The organism is Marinomonas sp. CT5, from assembly GCF_018336975.1.
In the GTDB taxonomy this organism is placed as follows: Bacteria; Pseudomonadota; Gammaproteobacteria; order Pseudomonadales; family Marinomonadaceae; genus Marinomonas.
The window spans coordinates 3,338,125-3,360,184 of sequence record NZ_CP025572.1 but is presented as its reverse complement, the minus strand read 5'-3'; the positions used below and the strand labels follow the sequence as shown (position 1 = coordinate 3,360,184).

The 22,060-nt window shown below is 42.1% G+C and carries 24 protein-coding genes; 22 read left to right on the top strand and 2 right to left on the bottom strand.

All coding sequences use genetic code 11. The features are described from left to right. The first annotated feature begins 2 nt into the window (after positions 1 to 2). The 16 genes from fliQ (at position 3) to C0J08_RS16070 (ending at position 15,409) form a co-directional block, all read left to right on the top strand. Complete coding sequence (gene fliQ, locus C0J08_RS16145; protein WP_212652945.1) at positions 3 to 272, top strand: flagellar biosynthesis protein FliQ; 270 nt, start codon at positions 3 to 5, stop codon at positions 270 to 272. Beyond that, on the top strand, positions 272 to 1,054 hold the full coding sequence (gene fliR / locus C0J08_RS16140) for a flagellar biosynthetic protein FliR (protein ID WP_212652944.1): 783 nt from the start codon (positions 272 to 274) through the stop codon (positions 1,052 to 1,054). The genes fliQ and fliR overlap by 1 nt, the downstream gene beginning before the upstream one ends. Next, positions 1,047 to 2,183, top strand: a complete 1,137-nt coding sequence (flhB, locus tag C0J08_RS16135) for a flagellar biosynthesis protein FlhB (RefSeq protein WP_212652943.1) — start codon at positions 1,047 to 1,049, stop codon at positions 2,181 to 2,183. The genes fliR and flhB overlap by 8 nt, the downstream gene beginning before the upstream one ends. 33 nt (positions 2,184 to 2,216) lie before the next feature. Beyond that, positions 2,217 to 4,334 (top strand): flagellar biosynthesis protein FlhA, encoded by a 2,118-nt coding sequence (gene flhA / locus C0J08_RS16130; protein WP_283247097.1) that lies wholly within the window; start codon positions 2,217 to 2,219, stop codon positions 4,332 to 4,334. Between the two features lie 101 nt (positions 4,335 to 4,435). Then, positions 4,436 to 5,713, top strand: coding sequence for a flagellar biosynthesis GTPase FlhF (gene flhF / locus C0J08_RS16125; RefSeq protein ID WP_212652942.1), 1,278 nt, complete (start codon positions 4,436 to 4,438; stop codon positions 5,711 to 5,713). Positions 5,714 to 5,809: 96 nt separating this feature from the next. Continuing rightward, the gene (locus C0J08_RS16120) at positions 5,810 to 6,547 is read left to right on the top strand and encodes an RNA polymerase sigma factor FliA (protein ID WP_212652941.1); all 738 of its coding nucleotides are present in this window, start codon (positions 5,810 to 5,812) and stop codon (positions 6,545 to 6,547) included. A gap of 54 nt (positions 6,548 to 6,601) precedes the next feature. Further along, complete coding sequence (locus tag C0J08_RS16115; protein WP_206610596.1) at positions 6,602 to 6,982, top strand: chemotaxis response regulator CheY; 381 nt, start codon at positions 6,602 to 6,604, stop codon at positions 6,980 to 6,982. Between the two features lie 9 nt (positions 6,983 to 6,991). Beyond that, on the top strand, positions 6,992 to 7,783 hold the full coding sequence (locus C0J08_RS16110) for a protein phosphatase CheZ (RefSeq protein WP_212652940.1): 792 nt from the start codon (positions 6,992 to 6,994) through the stop codon (positions 7,781 to 7,783). A gap of 12 nt (positions 7,784 to 7,795) precedes the next feature. Next, positions 7,796 to 10,060 (top strand): chemotaxis protein CheA, encoded by a 2,265-nt coding sequence (locus tag C0J08_RS16105; protein WP_212652939.1) that lies wholly within the window; start codon positions 7,796 to 7,798, stop codon positions 10,058 to 10,060. A 26-nt stretch (positions 10,061 to 10,086) separates the two neighbouring features. Continuing rightward, positions 10,087 to 11,151 carry a protein-glutamate methylesterase/protein-glutamine glutaminase gene (locus tag C0J08_RS16100; protein WP_212652938.1) on the top strand — a complete coding sequence of 355 codons (1,065 nt, stop codon included), beginning with the start codon at positions 10,087 to 10,089 and terminating at the stop codon, positions 11,149 to 11,151. After that, the gene (locus tag C0J08_RS16095) at positions 11,151 to 11,888 is read left to right on the top strand and encodes a flagellar motor protein (RefSeq protein WP_212652937.1); all 738 of its coding nucleotides are present in this window, start codon (positions 11,151 to 11,153) and stop codon (positions 11,886 to 11,888) included. The genes C0J08_RS16100 and C0J08_RS16095 overlap by 1 nt, the downstream gene beginning before the upstream one ends. After that, complete coding sequence (locus C0J08_RS16090; protein ID WP_212652936.1) at positions 11,881 to 12,699, top strand: OmpA family protein; 819 nt, start codon at positions 11,881 to 11,883, stop codon at positions 12,697 to 12,699. Before C0J08_RS16095 ends, C0J08_RS16090 begins: the two co-directional genes overlap by 8 nt. Before the next feature lie 69 nt (positions 12,700 to 12,768). After that, positions 12,769 to 13,542, top strand: coding sequence for a ParA family protein (locus tag C0J08_RS16085; protein ID WP_212652935.1), 774 nt, complete (start codon positions 12,769 to 12,771; stop codon positions 13,540 to 13,542). Between the two features lie 9 nt (positions 13,543 to 13,551). Next, positions 13,552 to 14,454 carry a chemotaxis protein CheW gene (locus tag C0J08_RS16080; protein ID WP_212652934.1) on the top strand — a complete coding sequence of 301 codons (903 nt, stop codon included), beginning with the start codon at positions 13,552 to 13,554 and terminating at the stop codon, positions 14,452 to 14,454. A gap of 36 nt (positions 14,455 to 14,490) precedes the next feature. Beyond that, on the top strand, positions 14,491 to 14,982 hold the full coding sequence (locus C0J08_RS16075) for a chemotaxis protein CheW (protein WP_212652933.1): 492 nt from the start codon (positions 14,491 to 14,493) through the stop codon (positions 14,980 to 14,982). A 22-nt stretch (positions 14,983 to 15,004) separates the two neighbouring features. Then, on the top strand, positions 15,005 to 15,409 hold the full coding sequence (locus C0J08_RS16070; protein WP_212652932.1) for a DUF2802 domain-containing protein: 405 nt from the start codon (positions 15,005 to 15,007) through the stop codon (positions 15,407 to 15,409). Here C0J08_RS16070 and C0J08_RS16065 read toward each other — a convergent pair. Together C0J08_RS16065 and fliK are read right to left on the bottom strand one after the other, a co-directional pair. Continuing rightward, a complete protein-coding gene (locus C0J08_RS16065) occupies positions 15,400 to 15,648 on the bottom strand; it encodes an EscU/YscU/HrcU family type III secretion system export apparatus switch protein (RefSeq protein ID WP_212652931.1) in 249 nt (82 codons plus the stop codon). The genes C0J08_RS16070 and C0J08_RS16065 overlap by 10 nt on opposite strands. Further along, entirely contained in the window at positions 15,648 to 17,306 is a 1,659-nt protein-coding gene (gene fliK, locus C0J08_RS16060; protein WP_212652930.1) for a flagellar hook-length control protein FliK, read from the bottom strand. Before fliK ends, C0J08_RS16065 begins: the two co-directional genes overlap by 1 nt. 148 nt (positions 17,307 to 17,454) lie before the next feature. On the opposite strand from fliK, the gene ccmA reads away from it, so the two are divergent. The 6 genes from ccmA to C0J08_RS16030 are packed head-to-tail and all read left to right on the top strand — an operon-like array spanning position 17,455 to position 22,058. Beyond that, positions 17,455 to 18,069 (top strand): cytochrome c biogenesis heme-transporting ATPase CcmA, encoded by a 615-nt coding sequence (gene ccmA / locus C0J08_RS16055; RefSeq protein WP_212652929.1) that lies wholly within the window; start codon positions 17,455 to 17,457, stop codon positions 18,067 to 18,069. Then, a complete protein-coding gene (ccmB, locus tag C0J08_RS16050) occupies positions 18,066 to 18,728 on the top strand; it encodes a heme exporter protein CcmB (protein WP_249344340.1) in 663 nt (220 codons plus the stop codon). Before ccmA ends, ccmB begins: the two co-directional genes overlap by 4 nt. After that, positions 18,729 to 19,475, top strand: coding sequence for a heme ABC transporter permease (locus C0J08_RS16045; protein WP_212652928.1), 747 nt, complete (start codon positions 18,729 to 18,731; stop codon positions 19,473 to 19,475). Continuing rightward, positions 19,465 to 19,641 (top strand): heme exporter protein CcmD, encoded by a 177-nt coding sequence (gene ccmD / locus C0J08_RS16040; protein ID WP_212652927.1) that lies wholly within the window; start codon positions 19,465 to 19,467, stop codon positions 19,639 to 19,641. Before C0J08_RS16045 ends, ccmD begins: the two co-directional genes overlap by 11 nt. Then, the gene (ccmE, locus tag C0J08_RS16035; protein ID WP_212652926.1) at positions 19,641 to 20,108 is read left to right on the top strand and encodes a cytochrome c maturation protein CcmE; all 468 of its coding nucleotides are present in this window, start codon (positions 19,641 to 19,643) and stop codon (positions 20,106 to 20,108) included. Before ccmD ends, ccmE begins: the two co-directional genes overlap by 1 nt. 12 nt (positions 20,109 to 20,120) lie before the next feature. Next, positions 20,121 to 22,058 (top strand): heme lyase CcmF/NrfE family subunit, encoded by a 1,938-nt coding sequence (locus C0J08_RS16030; protein ID WP_212652925.1) that lies wholly within the window; start codon positions 20,121 to 20,123, stop codon positions 22,056 to 22,058. The last annotated feature ends 2 nt before the right edge of the window (positions 22,059 to 22,060 follow it).

Sequence of the window (22,060 nt, the reverse complement as noted above, 5' to 3'; positions counted from 1 at the left end):
TTATGAACCCTCAAGTGGTGCTTGATTTATACGGACAGGGCTTTTATCTGATTGTCTTGATCGTAGGTGTTGTGATGGTGCCGAGTTTAGTGGTCGGTTTGATTGTGAGTGTGTTTCAGGCGGCCACTCAAATTAATGAGCAAACTTTGTCTTTTTTGCCTAGGCTTATTGTAACTATTTTGGTCATCATGCAGCTTGGGCCTTGGATATTGACTAAGCTTATGGACTTTACCACCAACTTATTTGTTAATATTCCTATGATAATAGGCTGATGTTAGAGCTTAACCCCGACGAATTATTGAAGTTAACGATCAGTTTTTTATTGCCTTTTTTCCGTATCGGCGCTTTCTTTATGGCATTGCCTTTGTTTGGTAGTCGTCTTGTTAGTGCTCGTCTTCGGATCGCATTTTCTTTTATTGTTGCTGTTATTGTAACGCCAGTCATTAATATCCCAAGTTATGATCCAATCTCTCCAGCTTATATTGTTCTTATTGCAGAGCAGTTGGTTGTTGGTTTTGTTTTAGGTTTTGTTGTTACCATTCTTTTTCAATTGTTCTCATTGGCGGGGCAATTGGCAGCCATGAAAGCTGGACTAGGTTTTGCTATGTCGAATGACCCTGCCAATGGTATTTCTGTAGCAACGCTTGGTCAGTATTATTTATCTATGGTGGCATTAGCCTTTTTGGGGACAAATGGCCATTTGGTAATGATAGAGTATCTGGCGGAGAGCTTTAACTACTGGCCTATTGGGAGTGGTTTTGATAGTCAGCGCTATTGGCAGTTGGTATTGTTGGGTAGTTGGATGTTTGAAAAGGCGTTATTGATTGTGTTGCCGTTGGCTGTTGCTGTATTGGTGATCAATTTGTCTTTTGGTGTGGTGGCAAAAGCCTCCCCACAGTTGAACGTTTTTGCTCTTGGTTTTCCTATCATAATGCTATTTTCATTGTTTTTCTTCTGGATTATGTTGGATGATTTTTTGAATATTTATTCGCTGTTCTTTGCGGAAATTATTGATTGGATGAAAACGACTTGGGGGATTCATTTAAATGGCTGAGAATGAAGATGGTAGTGAAAAGACGGAAAATGCCAGTAGTAAGAAACTTCAGGATGCTCGAAATAAAGGTAATCTTCCTAGGTCTAAGGACCTAAGTTCTGCATTATTGCTAATAGTTGCTGCGGTTACTATTTATGGTACTGGAACACTTCTTGTTCGTGATTTAGCCGTTCTGTTTGATTTTAATTTCTTGATTGAAAGAGAGGACTTGTTTGACCTAAGTCGTATGATTTTTCATCTTTATCAGTCAGTGGTAACCATGATGGACTCTATGGTTGTACTAATGTCTGTTTTAGCTGCTGCGGGTATTGTGGGTAGTATTGCCCTTGGCGGTTTGAATTTTTCCTGGGAGCCTTTAACCCCAAAACTCAGTAAGATGAATCCTTTGACGGGACTGAAACGTATGTTTTCTGTTCAGTCGTTGGTGGAATTACTTAAGTCTATTGCCAAAGTGTCACTTGTTGGTTTAATTGCTGTCTTAGTGTTGAATCATTTTTTGCCTGAAACGCTAGGTTTGACCTTTCAAACCATTGAACTGGCGATTTCTCATGGTATTGATATTGTTATTTGGTCTTTTGTCTTTGTGACGCTTGCTTTGGCTTTTATTGCGGCTGTGGATGTTCCTTTTCAAGTTTGGTCGCATAAAGAAAAGCTTAAAATGACTAAACAAGAAGTAAAAGATGAGTTTAAGCAGCAGGAAGGTGACCCTTTGGTCCGGGGGCGAATTCGTCAATTACAGCGGCAGGCGGCGATGAATCGTATGATGTCTGATGTCCCTAATGCTGATGTTATTATCACAAACCCGACACATTTTTCTGTGGCCTTAAAATACGATCAAACTGGCGGCACAGCCCCTATTATGTTGGCTAAAGGTGGGGATTTTATTGCATTGAAAATTCGCGAAGTTGGCAATCACTATGATATCCCTGTGATACAATCGCCCGCATTAACGAGGGCAATATATCATCACACAGAGATTGGAGATGAAATACCACAAGGTTTATTTAAAGTTGTGGCTCAATTATTGGCGTATGTATACCAATTACGAAATGCCAGGACGGGAGCGCCACATCCAGAAGTTATGCCAAATTTGGATGTTCCTGATGAGTTTCAATGGGATGGTAATTAATTATGATTTCTAGCTTTCTAATAGGGATGCCGCGTGAACTTTGATCGCAGCCGGATTACAGGGCAGGTTCAGGGGATATTTAGTGGAAATCTAGGTATCCCTATTTTACTGCTGTCGCTTTTGGCGATGATGATTTTACCTATTCCTGCATTTCTGTTGGATGTACTTTTTACCTTTAATATTGCATTGGCTATTGTCGTTTTGTTGGTCGCTATCTACTCCATGCGACCTTTAGATTTTGCTGTCTTCCCCACAGTACTTCTTGTTTCTACTTTAATGCGGTTGGCGCTTAATGTTGCATCAACCCGCGTGGTGTTGTTAAAAGGTCATGAGGGTGGAGATGCGGCCGGTAAGGTGATTCAGGCCTTTGGTGAAGTCGTAATTGGCGGTAATTACGTTGTAGGTTTTGTCGTCTTTGCCATTTTGATGATTATCAACTTTGCTGTTGTGACCAAAGGGGCCGGTCGTATCTCTGAAGTAAGTGCACGTTTTACCCTTGATGCTATGCCAGGTAAGCAGATGGCCATTGATGCAGATCTGAATGCGGGAATGATTGACTCTGAACAGGCTAAGACTCGCCGTACTGAAATTGCTTCAGAAGCTGAGTTTTATGGCTCTATGGATGGTGCATCCAAATTCGTGAAAGGGGATGCTATTGCGGGTTTGTTGATTCTGGGGATTAATATCATTGGTGGCTTATCAATCGGTATGGCTCAGCATGGTCTCTCTTTCACCGAAGCTATAGAAAAGTATTCGTTGCTGACTATCGGTGATGGTTTAGTAGCTCAGTTGCCTTCTTTAATGCTTTCCACGGCTGCGGCAATCATGGTAACCCGTGTAAATGAAACGGGGGATATGGGGTCCCAAGTTGTTCGTCAAATGTTTGGCTCGTCTAAGGCTTTATATGTGGCGGCGGGCGTAATGACGATCATGGGTGTTGTCCCTGGTATGCCGCATTTTTCTTTCTTGTCTTTGGCTGCTTGTTTAGGTGGTCTTGCTTACTTTCTTGAATACAGCAAGAAGAAAAAGGCCAAAGAAAGTGGTAAAAGCTCCAGCAAGAGTTCATCTGATACTCAAGTGCCAGCTGAGGTGAAAGATCTTAGTTGGGATGATGTCGCACCGGTTGATATGCTTGGTTTAGAGGTTGGTTATCGCTTAATTCCTTTAGTAGATAAAACCCAAGGTGGCGAGTTATTGGCCAGAATTAAAGGGGTGCGACGAAAGTTATCACAAGACCTTGGTTTTTTGGTGCCGAGTGTGCATATTCGAGATAACTTGGATTTAATGCCAAATGCCTATCGAGTGACTCTTATGGGGGTTAGCCTGGCAGAGGCTGAAGTGCATCCAGATAAGGATCTCGCGATTGATCCTGGTCAGGTTTTTGGTTCTATTGATGGTATTGCGGGGAAAGATCCTTCATTTGGCTTAGATGCGGTGTGGATTGATCCTAAGAAGAGAGATCAGGCTCAAACATATGGTTATACTGTGGTTGATGTCAGTACTGTTGTGGCGACGCATATTAACCAGATTATGCATAAGCATGCTTATGAATTGATAGGTCATGATGAAGTTCAACAGCTATTAAGTTTATTGAAGCAATACAACCCTAAATTGGCAGAAGAGTTGGTTCCAAACACTGTCCCTCTTAGCGTGTTACTAAAAGTGTTGCAGAATTTACTTATTGAAGGCGTACCTTTGAGAGATATGCGCACTATTGCAGAGGCAATTATGGGAGTGCAACCGAAAACTCAGGATCCTATGATTTTGACCGCGGCAGTGAGGACGTCATTATCGCGTTTAATTATTCAAACACTGGCTGACGGGGTTGAGGAAATTCCAGTTCTCACTTTGGATCCGCAGCTTGAGAAAATGTTGATGCAAACGGTTCAGCAGAGTCAGCAATCTGGTATTAAGAATGAAGAGGCGCTTATATTGGAGCCTCAAATGGCAGAGCAACTGCAATCCTCTCTACGTCAATCTGCTGAACAGCAGGAGGCGATGGGGAATACGCCAATTCTAATTGTTTCTGCGCCGATACGTCCTATGTTGGCCCGCTTTATGCGATATGGAATGGTGAATATGTCGGTGCTTTCTTATCAAGAAGTTCCAGATCATAAGCGAATAACAGTAGTTGGTGTTATTGGTCAATAAAAACTAACTATTAACTAGATGGATTGCGTCTATATTTATTAGAATCTTTCGGGTAAGCTATGGATTTGTAAGAAAAATAAACTTGAAGGATAACGTTATTCATGCAAATTAGGCGGTTTCGAGCACCTGACATGCGGCAAGCGATACGGAAGGTTCGCGATGCCGTAGGCCCTGATGCGGTCATTTTGTCAAATCAGCGCCTGCCTACTGGTGAAATAGAGATTGTCGCCGCTTTGGATTATGATGGATCTTTGCCTTCTAGTATGACATCAAAACGTGCTTCTAAGCCCCGCTCAGAGCCTAATGCAGATCCAAGTAGTGAATATCTAGAGCGTATAGAACAAGCGAAAAAAAGTCCTGCTCAGCCGTTATCGACACCGCAAAGTCGCCCCCGTCCACAGTTTGAAATGCCACCTTTAGCAACAGATAGAGATGATCCCGCTGTTGAAGAAGCTTTGTCTATTCGTAATAACGAAAGTGCTCAGCAGTTAAAAGATATGGAGCTTGAGCTTCAGAGTGTTCGAGCTCTGCTTGAGCAACAGAATCAAAAGAACAATAGTCGATTAGACTCTAAAGATAACCCAGTTGAAGTGCGCGCTCGTGAGAAGTTAAAAGGGCTAGGGTTATCAGAGTTTGTTATTTCTAGACTAATCGATGATATTGATTTGAAGGGGCGTGAGGATGATTGGAATCGCTTGCTTGCCCATTTAGCTGACTATATCCCTGTGCGTTCTAGTTCTTCGGAACTTAAAGGCTGTATTGCTTTTATGGGGCCTACTGGTGTTGGTAAGACAACAAGTATAGGTAAAATAGCTGCGCAGCATGTATTAAAGCATGGCCCTGACGGTGTGGTTTTAATAACCACTGATACTTATCGTATTGCCGCTCATGAGCAGTTAAGAACATTCGGACGTATTTTAAATGTGCCTGTAGAAGTGGTTGATGAATATTCAGATTTAAACGAAGTTTTAGCTAAATATAGTCACTACTCATTGGTATTAGTAGATACTGCTGGTATGAATCCTCGAGATTCAAATCTTGAAAGACAATTGCTAATGATGAAGCGAGCTCGAGCAAGCCTTAAAAAATTATTAGTTTTACCCTGTACAAGTCAAAGACAAGTATTAAAAACAGTTGTCGATGTTTACTCTCAAATTCAATTAGATGGTTGTGTTTTAAGTAAATTAGATGAATCGGCTTCACTTGGTGAAGCGATTAGTGTAGTTATTGAAGAAGGCTTACCTGTTGTATATATTGCGGACGGTCAGCGAATTCCTGATGACATCGAACCTGCTCGGGCACATAACTTGATTAGTAGAGCTGTATATACTGCTGAGCACTACAGTCAACTTTATGGGTCACTAAAGTATGGTAGTTAGTAAAATTATGTTATTACTGAAAGCGTTACGCGAAACTATGTAGTACAGTTAGTTTGCGTAGCTAACTTAAATAGTAAAAGTTGCTTAGAATATTTTATGCAGACCAAAAACGGATACAGCACATACTCTAAAAAAGCGACGCCATCAATTGATGCGATAGTTGAACAATATGGGTATTTGGTAAAAAAAATTGCTTACCACCTATTGGCGCGTTTGCCTGATAGTGTTGATGTAGATGATTTAATTCAAGCTGGCATGATGGGACTAATCGAAGCATTCAAACGCTTTGAATCAACCAAAGGTGCGAGCTTTGAAACTTATGCCGGAATTCGTATTCGTGGTTCTATTATGGATGAAGTGCGAAAAACAGATTGGGCTCCAAGGTCAGTTCGGCGAAATGGGCGGGCAGTTGCTAACGCAATTAAAGAATTAGAGTCAACGTTGGGCCGTGAAGTGTCTGATATGGAAGTTGCATCGCATATGAATATAAGCATGGATGAATATCATGAAATGATACATTCATCTATGTCGACACAGTTATTTAGCTATGAAGAAATGTTAGATTCTGATACAAATAATCTAGATAGTGTTGAATCAGAAACTGGAAATGCACCATATTCTTTAGTGGAAGAGGGTGGTTTCCAAAGTCAATTAGCAAGTGAAATTGATAATCTACCTGAAAGAGAAAAGTTAGTTTTATCTCTTTATTATAATGAAGAACTAAACTTGAAAGAGATTGGCGCTGTTTTAGGTGTTAGTGAATCAAGAGTCAGTCAAATACATAGTCAAGCGGCTATGCGATTACGAGCTCGGTTAAGTGATTGGCGAGATTAATTATGAGTTGTGGAACAATACCTTTGGGGTGTGGAGGTTGCATTGGATAAAAACATGAAGATCCTGATTGTTGATGATTTCTCGACAATGAGACGAATCATTAAAAACCTATTACGGGATTTGGGATTTACCAATACAGTTGAAGCGGATGATGGAACAACAGCATTGCCGATACTGCAAGCTGGAACAATCGATTTTCTCGTGACGGATTGGAATATGCCAGGTATGACAGGGATAGAACTTCTACGTGCTGTTCGTGCCGATGATAAACTGAAAAGCATTCCAGTTTTAATGGTTACTGCTGAAGCAAAACGAGATCAAATTATTGCAGCAGCTCAAGCTGGTGTAAATGGTTATGTTGTAAAACCTTTTACTGCAGTGGCTCTCAAAGAAAAAATTGAGAAAATATTTGAACGTATAGATGCTGCTAAATAGGGGCTTTTAATGTCAAAGAAACTTGGATCTGACTTAGGGGAGTTTGAAACCCTAGTGAAGGATGGTGCTGTAGATCTTTTGAATCACATTGAAGTCGGTGACTTTAGTGGAGCAATAAAAATTATACAGGAACTTAGTGAAGCCAGACATAATAGCTTTTATAAAGAAGTTGGTAATTTAACAAGAAGTCTTCATGATGCCATTCGTGATTTTCAAATTGACTCGCTTGATTTGGTAGCAGATGAAAACCAAGAAGCACTTGGTAATACTAAAATAACGGATGCCTCAGATCGACTGACCTATGTTATTGAGTTGACCAACTCCGCTGCTAATAAAACCATGGATATGGTCGATGGTAGCGTACCTGTTGCTAGCGAACTTCAAAGCCAAGCAAGAGAGCTAAGAAAAGATTGGAGCCGCTTAATTCAGAGGGATTTAACACCACAAGAGTTTCGAGACTTATATAAACGTATTGATGTCTTCTTGGCATATGCCGATGACAGCGCTACCACCTTGCATTCAAACCTCAACACAATTCTTCTAGAGCAAGGGTACCAAGACCTTACAGGTCAAGTGATCGCTAGAGTGAATGATTTAATTCGAGATGTAGAAGAAAAACTTGTGCATCTTGTTGCTGTTGCTGGACGCGTTGATAGTATCTCAGGAATTGAACACCAAGAGAAAGAGTCTGAACACGATGACACTCGTGGACATGGCCCAGCTATTAATAAACAAAACAACCCTGAAGTACTGAATAGTCAAGACGAAGTAGACGACTTGCTATCAAGTCTTGGTTTCTAGAAGGAGCTGAGGATGAGTTTCGAGGTCGATGAAGAAATACTACAAGATTTTTTGGTAGAAGCTGGTGAAATTTTAGAGCAGCTTTCTGAACAATTGGTAGATTTAGAGCAAAATCCAGATGATAAGCCTTTGCTTAATGCAATCTTTCGTGGGTTCCATACAGTAAAGGGTGGGGCTGGTTTTCTCCAATTAACAGCATTAGTTGATTGTTGCCATTATGCTGAAAACGTTTTTGATATTTTAAGGAACGGTCAGCGTAAAATAGATTCCGATTTAATGGATATCGTTTTACAAGCTCTTGATGCTGTAAATGAAATGTTTGATACGGTCCGGTCTGGTGGTGAGCCTGAACCAGCTTCTCCTGAGTTGATTGCTGCTCTTGCTTCATATGCTAAGCCGCCCACAGCTGAAGAGCTTCAGGGAGCTAGTGAAGAAGTCATTGAGGACACCGAAGAAGTCGAAGAATCTAGTAAAGAAGAGCAAGGTACTACTCAGGATTCTTTATCTGAGGGTGATGATTCTGTAGATATTTCTGATGATGAATTCGAATCTCTTTTAGATGCTTTAGGTGATGATTCTAGCGATAAAGAAACTGTCGTGGAAAATCAAAGCGCTTCTGAAGAAAAAACAGATGATGAAATCACGGAAGATGAGTTTGATGCTTTACTGGATCAGTTACATGGTGCTGGTGCACCTGGAATTGATGACGGGGCAACCGATTCTGAAGCTTCAGATGACATAACGGAAGATGAGTTTGAAGAGTTGCTTGATAAGCTTCATGGTGAATCTAAAGCGCCAACAAGCAAGGACAAAGAAGCGACCGATAGCGCTGATAGTAAAGTAGAAAGTCAGTCCGCTGGTGCAGAGTCAGACTTGATAACAGAAGATGAATTTGAATCTCTATTGGACAGTCTTCAAGCACAGGGTGGTGGTCCTTCTAGTACTTCAAAGACAAGCTCGGAAGCAACAAACTCAGCTACACCTAAAGCAGAACCTAAAATTGCCGCGGCAAAAGCGAAAGCTCCAGAAACGCCTAAACCTAGTAAGCTGGCTAACGCTGAAGCTAGTCATACCAAAAAAGATAAAGCATCGACTAATACTCCTGTTACGCAAGAAGCAACAGTGCGAGTTGATACCAAACGTTTGGATGACATCATGAACATGGTAGGGGAGCTTGTATTAGTTAGAAACCGCCTTGTTCGTTTAGGTCTTCAAAGTGAAGATGAGTCTATGGGGAAGGCTGTATCCAATCTTGATGTGGTTACAGGGGATTTGCAGAATGCTGTGATGAAAACCCGAATGCAACCGATCAAAAAAGTATTCGGTAAGTTCCCTAGGGTGGTACGTGATCTAGCGCGAAACCTGAAAAAAGAAGTGAATTTAGAGCTTCGTGGTGAAGATACAGATTTGGATAAAAACCTTGTTGAGGCTCTTGCTGATCCACTTGTCCACTTAGTGAGAAACTCGGTTGACCATGGTGTTGAAGCGCCAGATGTTCGTGAGGCAAAAGGTAAACCACGAGTTGGTCATGTCGTTCTTTCTGCAGAACAAGAGGGTGATCATATATTGCTTTCCATCGATGATGATGGAGCAGGTATGGACCCAGATGTATTGCGTAAAAAGGCGGTTGAAAAGGGCTTAATGGATATGGACGCTGCTGAGCGTTTATCTGATGAAGAAGCCTTTAATTTGATTTTTGCACCAGGCTTTTCAACCAAGGTGGAAATCACTGATGTGTCTGGTCGTGGTGTTGGAATGGACGTTGTTAAGACGAAAATTTCACAGCTAAATGGTACTTTACAGATAAAGTCTGTTCTTGGGCAAGGCTCTCGATTCATTATCAAGGTACCTTTAACCCTAGCGATTATGCCAACCCTTATGGTGACATTATCTGACCAAGCATTTGCTTTTCCGTTGGTAAGTGTAAACGAAATTTTCCACCTGAATTTGAAAAAAACTAATGTGGTTGATGGGCAGCAGGTTGTGGTTATTCGAGGAAAGACTTTACCAATATTCCATCTTAAGAGTTGGTTAATCAAAGGAAATAGTCCTGATGACCTGCCTGCAGAAGCACATGTTGTTGTTGTTCAGGTTGGAATGAGTGAAGTCGGCTTTGTTGTCGATCAGTTAGTGGGCCAAGAAGAAGTTGTTATCAAGCCATTAGGTAAAATGTTGCAAGGTACAGCAGGCATGGCTGGCGCGACAATTACTGGTGATGGTCGTATTGCATTGATTCTGGATGTTCCTAGTATGCTCAAGTGTTATGCATCTAGGTAATATGTTTTTCATTTAGGGGATGTAATATGCCTGTTAAGGTATTGGTTGTTGATGATTCTGGCTTTTTTCGACGCCGCTTAGTCGAAATTTTTGAAGCGGATCCTAGGTTAACCGTTGTTGGTACTGCAAATAACGGAAGAGAGGCAATAGATAAGGTTCAATCCTTGTCGCCTGATGTTGTTACTATGGATTATGAGATGCCAGTATTAGATGGTATCGCTGCTGTAGTTAACATTATGAAGCTTAAGCCAACACCTGTGCTGATGTTTTCTTCATTAACGCATGAAGGCGCTAAAGTGACTCTAGATGCACTAGAGGCTGGTGCTGTTGACTTCATGCCGAAGAATTTTGAGGATATATCTCGTGATTCGGCTGTAGTGAAAAGAGCTCTTGTTGATCGCGTTTTAGCTGTAGCTCGAACTCGTTTAGCTGGAGACAGACGGACTGTCGAAGCGCTTGCGCCACGGGTGGCTCCAAAGCCGATTGTCACTGAGCGTGGGGTAATTATTCCTCGTGCTAGAAAACGAGTTAGTCTTGTTGCTATTGGCACATCTACAGGTGGACCTATGGCGTTACAAGCTGTTTTGAGTAAACTGCCTAAGGACTTTTCTGCCCCTTTAGTGTTGGTGCAGCATATGCCAGCAGCTTTTACTGGAGCATTTGCTGATCGACTAAATAACATTTGTCAGATTACTGTCAAAGAGGCCAAAGATGGTGACCGTCTTCAGGCTGGTGTGGCTTTGCTTGCACCTGGCGGTAAGCAGATGATGATTGATCCACGTAACGGTGGCTGTGTTCGTATATTAGATGGGGATGAGCGTCTAAACTATAAGCCTTCAGTTGATGTTACGTTTGGTTCCGCATCTAAATGCTATCCAGGTAAAGTATTATCTGTGGTGATGACTGGAATGGGGGTTGATGGTCGTGAAGGTGCTCGTATGCTAAAGAGTTCAGGCTCTAGGGTTTGGATTCAAAGCGAGGAGTCATGCGTAATTTATGGTATGCCTATGGCTGTTGAAAAAGCAAATTTAGCGGATGATATTATTGATTTAGACCATATTGGCGAGCGTATTGCACGTGAGGTTGGCTAGTGGATTTTGTCACGTTAGCTGGGCTTTTAATTGCGTTTAGCTCTGTATTTCTTGCAAACTGGTTAGGAGGAGGAGAAGTTATTCTCCTCCTTAATTTACCCTCAGCTATTATTGTGATCGTGGGTAGTATTGGCGCAACGTTAATTCAAAGTAGTATCCAAGAAGCCATTCGTGCTCTTGCTCTAATTAAGTGGAGTCTTTTTCCACCTGTATATGATTTTAACTCCGCGAGAGCTTCCTTAAATAATCTCGCCCATAAAGCTAGAAGGCTCTCCTTACTTGCCCTTGAATCAGACATTGAAGTACTAGGAAGCCGATTTTCTACTCGCGCTTTGCAGATGGCTATTGATGGTACTGATCCCGATTTACTAGCTGATCGACTTCATGATGACGCTGCTCGTATTCACGATAAGAGAATGAAAAGTGTATCCTTTATCGAGTCTATTGGTGGTTACGCTCCAACGTTAGGGATTATGGGATCTGTACTTGGCTTGATCCAAGCTATGGCAAATTTGGATAGTCCAGAAGCTTTGGGGCATGGCATCGCTGTAGCCTTTGTTTCAACATTATACGGTCAGGGCTTTGCAAATTTGGTTATTTTTCCTATAGCGAAAAAATTAACAGGTTATGTTGATAAAGAGCTGCTTTACCACCAATTATTGATTGATGGTATTTGTGGGATTGCAATAGGTAAGCATCCATATAGGCTAGAGTTAGAGCTTAATGCCTATGAGTGATGCCCAATTAAAATCACCAAAGCGTCGGCGGATAATAGCGAAAAAACCACCTTCTGGCGCTCAAGGTCGAGATCGTTGGATATTGTCTTATGCAGACTTTATAACATTATTATTCGCTTTCTTTGTCGCTCTTTATTCTTTGTCATTGAAAAATGCGGGTGATGAACAGCGTTTAAAAGAGACATTGCATGGTGTATTTGATGCTGTTCAAAAATCCGTTAAGCCGATTAATATTGGTGAACCAATTGTAGGTGAACCAAAAGACAAAGAAGTAATCGAGACAAAACCGATTCCTACGGCTTCTCCAACTATTGAAGACTCTAAGTCTTCTGCTGTTTATGTTTTACTGAGTCAGGTGATTGAAAATCAATTTTCTGGGTTGCATGCAAAAGGTCAGATATCTGTTACTGAGTCGGCTGATTGGGTGAGTTTGGAGCTAAAGTCTGGTTTATTGTTCGGTCAAGGGGAATATGAATTAACGAATGAAGCCGTCGCTCTATTGATATTAGTGGCTAACATTCTAAAAAAACATCCTTCAGTTATATTGGTCGAGGGGAATACCGATAACTTGCCAGTAAAATCAAGGCGCTTAATATCTAATTGGCACCTGTCTAGTTTACGTTCTTCTTCGGTTGTTGATGAATTGGTATACCGAGGTGTTGACCCCAAAATGATTGCACCAATAGGCTTTTCTAGTGAACATCCTAAAGTAAGAAATACAAACGACTACGCTCGTCAACAAAATCGTCGGGTAATCTTACGAATTAGTAAGCGTAAAGCTGATAATCTCTATGATTACTTGTTTCAGTAGCGTATTACTGTATATGATTGCAAGGAATTCGTAAGCAAAATAACAGCATTGGGTATCAGGGGAATCGGAGTGCACATTTGGGCAGTGGCGAATCAGAAAGGCGGCGTGGGTAAAACGACCACAGTAGTATCTTTAGCAGGGTTATTAGCTGATGCTGGTCATCGAGTATTAATGATTGATCTTGATCCGCATGGTTCATTGACCAGCTACTTTCGCTTTGATCCAGACTCCATCGAAAAAAGCGCATACAGTCTTTTTCAAGTTACGGGTAAAATTCCAGAAGATTTGCCTGCTTCATTAATCCTAGAAACAGGTCATCCTAATTTATCTCTGATGCCTGCTTCGACAGCGCTTGCTACTCTTGAGCGCCATGCTCAAGCACAGGGTGGTATGGGGTTGGTTATCTCTAAAACGTTAGCGATTTTGTGGGATGACTATGATTATGTATTAATTGATAGTCCTCCAGTGTTAGGCGTATTGATGATAAACGCTTTGGCAGCTTGTCAGCAGTTGGTCATACCTGTACAAACTGAATTTTTAGCGATAAAAGGACTAGAAAGAATGGTTCGTACTCTGACCATGATAAATAGGGCTAGAAAACGACCAGTACCATTTTTGATAGTGCCAACGCTTTTTGATCGCCGTACACAGGCTTCTAATAAAAGCTTACGTAGCTTAAAAGATACGTATGAAGAGTTGGTATGGCATTCGGTAATTCCAGTTGATACAAAGTTAAGAGATGCCAGTACAGCAGGTATTGCACCTTCAGCGTTGGACCCGAGTGCACGGGGAATTAAGGCTTATGCAAGTCTGATGGATTCTTTGCTGAACCCAGCGGGATAGTAGCATTTTATGAAAGATACAAAGAGTAAAGAGAAGGCTTTAATTGGACCACAGATTGCAGTCCAACGGTATCTTGATGACTTATTACAAGAAGCGACATCTGATCCATTAGCCGAAGATGTGGATGAATCTAATTTAGAAGAACAAGAGTTATCTTCGGATGTTGAATTAGATGTGGTCGAATCTGAGTCTGCTGATTTAGACTCTCAATATAGTGAAGAAGAGCTTTCATCATTAGACGCTTCATTTAAGGGATTTGAAGAAGCAATATCGGCTCACATTGATGGCTTGTCATCGAATTCCGAAGAGCACAATATTGTTCAGCCAGAGCCAGAGCCAGAGCCAGAGCCAGAGCCAGAGCCAGAGCCAGAGCCAGAGCCAGAGCCAGAGCCAGAGCCAGAGCCAGAGCCAGAGCCAGTTAAAAAAATTGCGAAAACAGATCCCTTGCCTTGGGCGGTAGGTCGATTTGAGTGTCTGCTTTTTTATGTGGGGGGGCTAAAACTGGCTGTACCCTTAGTTGAGCTAGGGGGTATTTACCAAAGCGGAGAAGATAAATTAACCGCTATTTTTGGTCAGCCTGACTGGTTTATGGGAGTCGCAAACGTCGGTGAATTTAATCTTCGAACTGTAGACACTGCTCGTTGGGTAATGCCTAATCATTATAAAGGCGACATGAAGGAAAACTTTAAGTTTGTCATTCAACTTGATCGTTCTGATTGGGGGGTGGCTTGTGAACGTGTTGCTGAAGCTATTACGCTTCAGCCGTCGCAAGTGAAGTGGCGAACAGATAGAAGTAAGCGCCCTTGGTTGGCTGGTACGGTAATTGACCATATGTGTGCCATACTGGATGTACAAGGTTTCATTGAATTATTGGATGACCCTCAAAATGGGTTTAAAAATACGCTTAAATAATTGTAAAGATCAGTTTGTGGTCTTGGGAGAAAGATAATGGGAACTAGTGTCGCCTTAAAAGCTTCAAACCAGTCAGAAGATCCAATGTTGCAATGGGTTACGTTTCGCCTTGAGAATGAAATCTATGGTGTAAATGTAATGCAAGTAAAAGAAGTGCTGCGTTATTCTGAAATCGCTCCTGTGCCTGGAGCACCTACTTTTGTTTTAGGTATTATCCACTTACGTGGTACTGTGGTTACCGTTATCGATACCTGCCAGCGTTTTGGTTTACCCTCAGGCGAGATTACCGATGCTACTCGTATCATGATTCTCGAAGTTGAAGGCCATGTTATTGGTATTCTGGTAGACGCAGTCTCTGAAGTAGTTTACCTTCGCCAGTCTGAAATTGAAGCGTCACCTAATGTAGGTAATGACGAATCTTCTAAGTTTATTCAGGGGGTTTGTCATAAAAATGATATTCTTCTGATTCTGGTGGATTTAGACAAACTGTTGTCTGAAGATGAGTGGTCTGAAGTAGGATCATTGTAAGTAATTAAGGTAGTTGTACTAGATGGAATCTCAATGGTTATTTAACCTTCTTTTGATGCTGCAGTTTGTGATTTTGATTGTGGTTTCAGCTTGGGCGTTTCGTTTATCGAAACGACTAAAGCGGCTTAAACTTCAACAAGATGAAGTAGCTTTGAATCAGAAGAAACAAGTTCAAGTGCTTGCCTCTGGTTCTATCGGGATGGGGCGACGTCTTGTAACCATTGAGAAAAAGCTCAACCTAGCTGTAGAGAAGCAATCTGAAATTCTCTCTAAAGAAGGTGGGGTTTCTTATAATCGTGCCATGGAGCTCTTAGAAATGGGCGCAACGATTGACGATCTAGTTTCTAAATGTGGTCTTATCCGTGCGGAAGCAGAATTAATTAACTTATTAAAGCAAGAATCCCGCAGAAACTCTGATTACCACTGATGATCTTTGATCTTATGAGCAAAAGCGATAACTTCCGCCACAGCAAGGTATAAAGACTCCGGTATTTCTTCTCCTAACTCTAAAGTACTGAGCATCTCGACAAGTTCAGGGCTTTGATGAAGTAAGACATCATTTTCTTTGGCAACAGCCATAATTTTCTCTGCGAGCAAGCCACTCCCTTTTGCCGTTACTTTTGGCGCTGCGCTGTAATCATATTTTAGTGCGACGGCTTTTTGCATTAGGTCCTCACATCAATGAGTGATTTACTCTTATCAAGGTTTGTTTTTTCCTTCTCTAGTTTGGATTGAAAAGCATCCAGCCTTTCTACTTCAATATCTTTGTCCCTCAGTTGCTGTTTCAGCGTGGATAAGTTTTTTTGCAGCTTTTGGACGGTTTCTGGATCCTCTGCGGCAAAGAGTATTCCTACTTTATTGCTTTGGATGCTGGCTCTAGCATCAAATCGACCCGTTTCTTCAAAATCAAATTTTAATTTTACAAGCCAGCGTCTTTCTTGTTTATTCTCTTCTGTCGCTGAGTGGGCATCCTTATCTATTTCAATTCCTACAAAGCTCGTTGTTTGTCCATGTTTTATGGGAAGCTCGATATGAAGTGGGTAATTGGTGTTAGTAACTTGATTAGAGTCTGAGAAATGGCGTAACTGGCTTGTTGTTATGCGCTCAATCGCATTGGCGATCTGCTCTGTTGGAATACTTCCTAGGCGTAAAGTGCCAGTATTTTCTTGTATATCTTTTAAACGATGTAGGTTTAGTTTCAAATCAGCTGGTAATTGTACGGTATTTTTTGCCAATAAAGACTCTGAAAAAACACCACTAGTTTGAATAGCTTGTTTCATTGCCTCTGGAGATGTGGTCAAACTTCCTAGTGTGGGAATGTTTTGTATGAGTTGTCTTAGTGCCTGCTGTGTTTGAGGTGGCAAAGTAGAGGTGTTATCACCTAATTTTTGTAACTGATTGACGAGTTGCGACATATCCCCAAGCGATAATTGTCTAGGTAAACTTTGCTTTAGTGCTTCCACTTGGGCTGATGGTGGTGCTGTATTCGCCCTTGCTGGCAATACTTGCATCTTGTTATTGGTGTCTACCATGACTCGAAGCACATCACCTTTTTTTAAAGGTGTTTGGGAAATAATAGGAAACTCTGATTGTCCATCTGTGACTGTTACAAGTTTAGAAGTCGTTTGATTCGTGACATTTGTCAATTCAGTAGGTTTGGGTGTGAAGGAAACAGGAGCGGGTTTGGCTGTTTGCTCTTGATTTACCCCAACAGATGATGGGTTTAAGCTAGCGGTGGGGTTCGTTATCGGAGCTGGTGTTGATGTACTGGCAGTTTGAGGTGTCGATTTATTATTCGCTAGGGTCATTCCAGTTGGGTTTGTTCCAGCTCCTATTTGGGCTGTCGCTGGATTTGTAAGAGAACTCGTACTTTTTTCAGAAGAGGGGGCGGTAGACGTAACCGTTAAGTTTATCACACGAGATGCAAGTATTAGGTTATTGACTTTTTGGGGCTGTGGAGCTGGTATGTTGCTTGATTTATTGGTGGTATTGCTAACTGGGATGGTTAGAGTTGCTTGATGTGGGGTGCTTTTGTCCAACTGGGCGTTTCTGATGTCACTTATATCTATTGGGGCGCCAGTGTTAATAATTGTGAAGGGTTGTTGTGCGCTTGTAGCATGTAAAATTTGAGCTGGTTTGCCTTGAAAGTTCAGTAATTCACTACCTTGAAACTTAATAAGACTTAGACTTTCAATAAGCTTCATCTCGTTGCCTAATCTTGCAATTGTTCCCACATTATTCAATGACTTGCTGTGAGTGTTGCTAGCATTGGTTTGCTTGTTGCCTGATGATGCATTGAGCAAAGATTGAATGTCAGAGACCATGTTATCTGCCTGTAGTATCGATAGCCGATTATTTTGTGTTTTTAGGAGCGATTCTCATATAATGCCCGAACTCAAATGAGTATAGTTAAACAGTGTCACCAAACAATGTTAACCTTGACCTTTATATCGGCCGGATTGGATAAATCTTTTGCAACCTTCTGTTTCTTTGACAATTTCAGACCTATGGATTGAACGCGGTGAAAAAGACCTATGTAGAGATCTGTCCTTTCAGGTTACGTCCGGTGAAGTTGTACGAATACTTGGAGAGAATGGAGCAGGAAAGAGCTCTGTATTAAAAGTGGTAATGGGAACACTGTCTCCTCTAGAAGGAAAAATATCCTACTCGGGTGAGGATGTAACCTTTAATAGAAGCCCTTTGCAACGTGATGCTATTTATCTTGGCCACTCTACTGGTGTGAAGCGTCTTCTTACTGTAGTGGAAAACCTGCGTTGGTATTGTCCAGATGCTCCTTTAAAAACATTGCATGGTGTATTGGAAAAGCTGGAGCTTATTGATCACATGGACGAGCTGGTGAAAAAGTTGTCTGCTGGTCAAATACGTCGTGTGGCTTTGGCACGTCTATGGCTGACGAATAAACCCCTTTGGTTACTAGACGAACCCTTTGCTTCTTTGGATGCCAGAGGGGTAGGTCTATTAGAGGAGCGTATTAATACACATACTTTGTCAGGTGGGATCGTCGTGTTAACGACACATCAGGATTTATTGTCTATTGCTTCTCGTGATGTGGCGTTGACATCATGACATATGGCTCTTTCTTAATGGCGGAAAGCTTGGGCTTGTGGCGCCGCAAGCAGAGTATTTTGAATACGCTCTTGTTTTTCATAATAGTGGTTGTTTTGTTTCCACTAGGAGTTAATGCTTCACCTGAATTTTTGTCTCCTGCGGCGGCTGGCATCATTTGGTGCGCGGCACTTTTAGCCATATTGTTGGCTATCGGGAGTATATTCAAAGAGGATTATCAAGACGGTTCTTTGGAGCAGCTAGTGGTCAGCGGCCTTTCTTTGCCGTTATTAATGATATTAAAGGTCATCCTACATTGGCTGGCTGTGGTGTTGCCTTTGCTTATTCTTATGCCTTTGTTGAGTGAGATGCTGTATCTCCCTGATTCGGTATTTTGGGTGTTGATGATGACGTTTGTGCTGGGGACACCGGGCTTGTTTTTTATAGGTGTGATTGGCGCTGCGTTGACGATTTCTGTAAAACAGGGGGCGGTGTTAGTGATGTTATTAATATTACCTCTTTATTTGCCTGTAGTAATTTTTTCGACCTTGGCGGTGAGTGCTGCTCAATCGGGTTTACCTTATTCAGGACTGTTGGCAATGTTACTGGCGATGTCTTTGTTATCCTTGGTGATATCACCTTTTATGACGTCTATAGCAGTGAAAGCGAGTGTAAGTTAGATGAACTGGACATGGTTTCATAAATTAGGATCGCCAAAATGGTTTTTTGCTTGGTCTAAATCGTGGGCTTTGCCTTTGTTCTGTTTTGGTTGTGTGTGTCTTGTTATCGGACTTGTATGGGGGCTTGCTTTTGCGCCTGCCGATTACCAGCAAGGCAATAGCTTTCGCATTATTTATATACATGTTCCTGTCGCCATGTTGGCGCAAACTTGTTATCTCGCTTTGGGAGTGGCTGGTTTTGTTTTTCTTGTTTGGCAAATGAAAATGGCCCCCATCTTTATAAAAGCAATGGCGCCTGTTGGTGCTGTTATGGCGTTAATGGCTTTGGTCTCTGGCGCAATTTGGGGCAAACCTACATGGGGGACTTGGTGGGTATGGGATGCTAGGTTGACGTCTGTGTTGGTGTTGTTCTTTCTCTACATGGGGATAATTGCTTTGCAAAATGCCTTGGACGATCAAGTGTTAGCGAATAAGGCCGCAGCGATAGTCAGTGTTTTGGGGGTAATTAATCTCCCCATTATTAAGTATTCAGTGGTACTACTAGAAACCCTACATCAAGGGCCAACATTTTCGATTACCAAAAAGCCGGAGATGCCTGTTGAAATGTGGTTGCCATTGCTTTTCGCCGTCATTGGCTTGTACTGTTTTGTAGCGGCGGTGGTTCTTTGGAGAATGCAGTCTGAGATATTAAGTAGTGAGCACAGGGCAAGTTGGGTGAAACAAGAGGTAATGAAACATGGCCTTTGATAGTTTGTCCGCTTTTTTGCTGATGGGAAAACACGGTATTTATGTATGGTCTGCTTATGGCGTTAGTGTATTGGCATTAACTTGGTTAGTTTGGAATACTTTGTCCGCTCGAAGAAGAACAATAAACAAATTAAGAAAACGCTTTTTAAGAGAACAAAACCGCTAATGCATCCTATAAGAAAGAGACGCTTACTCACGATCACTGCCATTGTATTGCTACTCGGTGCCGCAGTGGGCTTGGTAATGTATGCCTTGCAGCAAAATATTAATTTGTTTTTCTCTCCGTCCCAAATTGCTATGGGAGAGGCTCCACAAAACGCGAACATTCGTGCTGGTGGCATGGTGGTGAAAGGGAGCGTAAAGCGCAACCCTGATACTTTGGCTGTTGCCTTCGATGTGACCGATTTCCAGCATAAGGTAACCATAGAATACCGCGGCATACTGCCGGATTTATTTCGAGAGGGTCAGGGTATTGTGGCACTGGGAAGGCTAAATGAAGAGGGCGTTTTTGTAGCGACGGAAGTTTTGGCGAAACACGATGAGAAATACATGCCACTGGAAATCACTGAAGCATTGAAAAATACTCAAAGTTCGAACAGTGTGAGCGCAGAGTCCGCGACACTTACTTATTAATCTAGGTTGTTTATGTTTCCTGAAATTGGTCAGTTTTCACTGATACTGTCGTTATTTTTTGCCTTATCACTGGCTGCTGTGCCTTTGATTGGATATTGGAAAGGCAATCGAGTCTTGTTGAGGGCGGCGCAACCACTGACGTTTATCATGTCTGCTTTAGTTTTGGTTAGCTTTGTTACATTAAGTCTGTCGTTTTTAACCGATGATTTTTCTGTCTTGTATGTTGCTCAGAACTCAAATAGTCAGCTACCTGTTTGGTATAAATTTAGCGCTTTGTGGGGCGGCCATGAGGGCTCATTATTATTGTGGGTACTGATTTTAGCTGGATGGTGTTCTGCTGTTGCATTAAAAATTAGAACCTTGCCTGAAGACGTTGGACCCATTGTTTTGGCCGTTTTAGGCCTAGTCTGTGTTGGCTTTTTATCATTTCTACTTTTTACGTCATCTCCTTTCGCTCGATTATTGCCGGATGTACCAGCGGATGGCGGTGATCTAAACCCACTTTTGCAGGACTTTGGTCTGATTGTTCACCCACCTGTGTTGTATATGGGCTATGTTGGCTTTTCTGTGGCGTTTGCTTTTGCGGTTGCGGCTTTGATTACCGGCAACTTAAATGCATCTTGGGCTCGCTGGGCAAGGCCTTGGACGGCCGCTTCATGGGCATTCCTGACACTGGGCATTACATTAGGCAGTTGGTGGGCGTACTACGAGTTAGGTTGGGGCGGCTGGTGGTTTTGGGACCCAGTGGAGAATGCCTCTTTTATGCCTTGGTTAGCTGGAACGGCGTTATTGCACTCTCTGGCGGTTACTGAAAAACGCGGTGTATTTAAGAGCTGGACTGTTTTGTTGGCTATTTTTACTTTTAGCCTATCTTTGCTTGGGGCCTTTTTAGTTCGTTCTGGTGTGCTTACGTCTGTGCATTCGTTTGCAGCCGATCCCACGAGAGGGATTTTTATTCTCGCTTTGTTGCTGTTACTGGTTGGTGGCAGTTTGCTGTTGTATGCCATTCGCGCTGTAGAAGTTCGATCCAGCGTGTCTTTTGGCGCAACGGGTCGAGAAGCATGGTTGTTGCTGAATAATATTCTTTTGACGGTATTAACGTTAACTGTCTTATTAGGCACTTTGTACCCTTTGATATTTGATGTCTTTGGTCTTGGGAAAATTTCTGTTGGGGCTCCGTATTTTAATAGTGTTTTTACGCCAATAGCACTTTTACTCATGGTCTTTATGGCGATTGGCCCTTTGTCTAAGTGGCATAAAACGCCATTTCGTGTGTTTTTTAGAGTGTGTTCAATTTCTGCTGTTTTGGCGGCTTTGCTTGCTGCTTTGATTGTTTATTGCTTCGCGTTTGGTTTCGCTGCTTGGCTAAGTTTGCTGGTGGCTTTTTGGGTGGTGTTTTTATCTTTCTATGATTGGTTTAGCAAGGTTTCTGCAGGAACAAAAGGCATCATACCTCGGGCGCGACAGTTACCCCGAAACTATTATGGGATGCTGTTAGCGCATTTAGGCATGGTGGTTACCTTAGTTGGTATTGTGTTGGTTAGCGTAAACAGTGAAGAGTCTATGCTGCGACTGTCACCAGGTGATAAAGCCACAGTGGCCGGCTACGAATTTCAGTTTGATCAGATGGAACAAGTCAAAGGCCCCAATTACATTGCTAGCAAGGGGCAGTTTACGGCGTACAAGGCTGGAAAGGCGGTTGCGGTGCTTCACCCAGAAAAACGTTTTTTTTCAACTCGTCAACAAGTCATGACTGAAGCGGCTTTGGATGCGGGATTTACTCGTGATTTGTATGTTTCCCTAGGAGAAAGGCTTGATGATTCTGCTTGGGGAGTACGTGTGTACGTTAAGTCTTTTGTGCGCTGGATTTGGCTGGGTGGATTGATGATGATGGCTGGTGGTTTATTGGCTGCGCTTGATAAACGTTATCGCAAAAGAGCGGGAGTGTAATT

Excerpts from the sequence above, each read along its gene's own strand:
- C0J08_RS16115 (WP_206610596.1), top strand. The coding sequence starts at position 6,602 with ATGAAGATCCTGATTGTTGATGATTTCTCGACAATGAGACGAATCATT.
- fliR (WP_212652944.1), top strand. The coding sequence starts at position 272 with ATGTTAGAGCTTAACCCCGACGAATTATTGAAGTTAACGATCAGTTTT.
- C0J08_RS16045 (WP_212652928.1), top strand. The coding sequence starts at position 18,729 with ATGAACTGGACATGGTTTCATAAATTAGGATCGCCAAAATGGTTTTTT.
- C0J08_RS16075 (WP_212652933.1), top strand. The coding sequence starts at position 14,491 with ATGGGAACTAGTGTCGCCTTAAAAGCTTCAAACCAGTCAGAAGATCCA.
- flhF (WP_212652942.1), top strand. The coding sequence starts at position 4,436 with ATGCAAATTAGGCGGTTTCGAGCACCTGACATGCGGCAAGCGATACGG.
- C0J08_RS16080 (WP_212652934.1), top strand. The coding sequence starts at position 13,552 with ATGAAAGATACAAAGAGTAAAGAGAAGGCTTTAATTGGACCACAGATT.
- fliK (WP_212652930.1), bottom strand. The coding sequence starts at position 17,306 with ATGGTCTCTGACATTCAATCTTTGCTCAATGCATCATCAGGCAACAAG.
- ccmB (WP_249344340.1), top strand. The coding sequence starts at position 18,066 with ATGACATATGGCTCTTTCTTAATGGCGGAAAGCTTGGGCTTGTGGCGC.
- C0J08_RS16105 (WP_212652939.1), top strand. The coding sequence starts at position 7,796 with ATGAGTTTCGAGGTCGATGAAGAAATACTACAAGATTTTTTGGTAGAA.
- C0J08_RS16120 (WP_212652941.1), top strand. The coding sequence starts at position 5,810 with ATGCAGACCAAAAACGGATACAGCACATACTCTAAAAAAGCGACGCCA.
- C0J08_RS16065 (WP_212652931.1), bottom strand. The coding sequence starts at position 15,648 with ATGCAAAAAGCCGTCGCACTAAAATATGATTACAGCGCAGCGCCAAAA.
- ccmD (WP_212652927.1), top strand. The coding sequence starts at position 19,465 with ATGGCCTTTGATAGTTTGTCCGCTTTTTTGCTGATGGGAAAACACGGT.
- ccmE (WP_212652926.1), top strand. The coding sequence starts at position 19,641 with ATGCATCCTATAAGAAAGAGACGCTTACTCACGATCACTGCCATTGTA.
- C0J08_RS16090 (WP_212652936.1), top strand. The coding sequence starts at position 11,881 with ATGAGTGATGCCCAATTAAAATCACCAAAGCGTCGGCGGATAATAGCG.
- flhB (WP_212652943.1), top strand. The coding sequence starts at position 1,047 with ATGGCTGAGAATGAAGATGGTAGTGAAAAGACGGAAAATGCCAGTAGT.
- C0J08_RS16110 (WP_212652940.1), top strand. The coding sequence starts at position 6,992 with ATGTCAAAGAAACTTGGATCTGACTTAGGGGAGTTTGAAACCCTAGTG.
- fliQ (WP_212652945.1), top strand. The coding sequence starts at position 3 with ATGAACCCTCAAGTGGTGCTTGATTTATACGGACAGGGCTTTTATCTG.
- C0J08_RS16100 (WP_212652938.1), top strand. The coding sequence starts at position 10,087 with ATGCCTGTTAAGGTATTGGTTGTTGATGATTCTGGCTTTTTTCGACGC.
- C0J08_RS16030 (WP_212652925.1), top strand. The coding sequence starts at position 20,121 with ATGTTTCCTGAAATTGGTCAGTTTTCACTGATACTGTCGTTATTTTTT.
- C0J08_RS16070 (WP_212652932.1), top strand. The coding sequence starts at position 15,005 with ATGGAATCTCAATGGTTATTTAACCTTCTTTTGATGCTGCAGTTTGTG.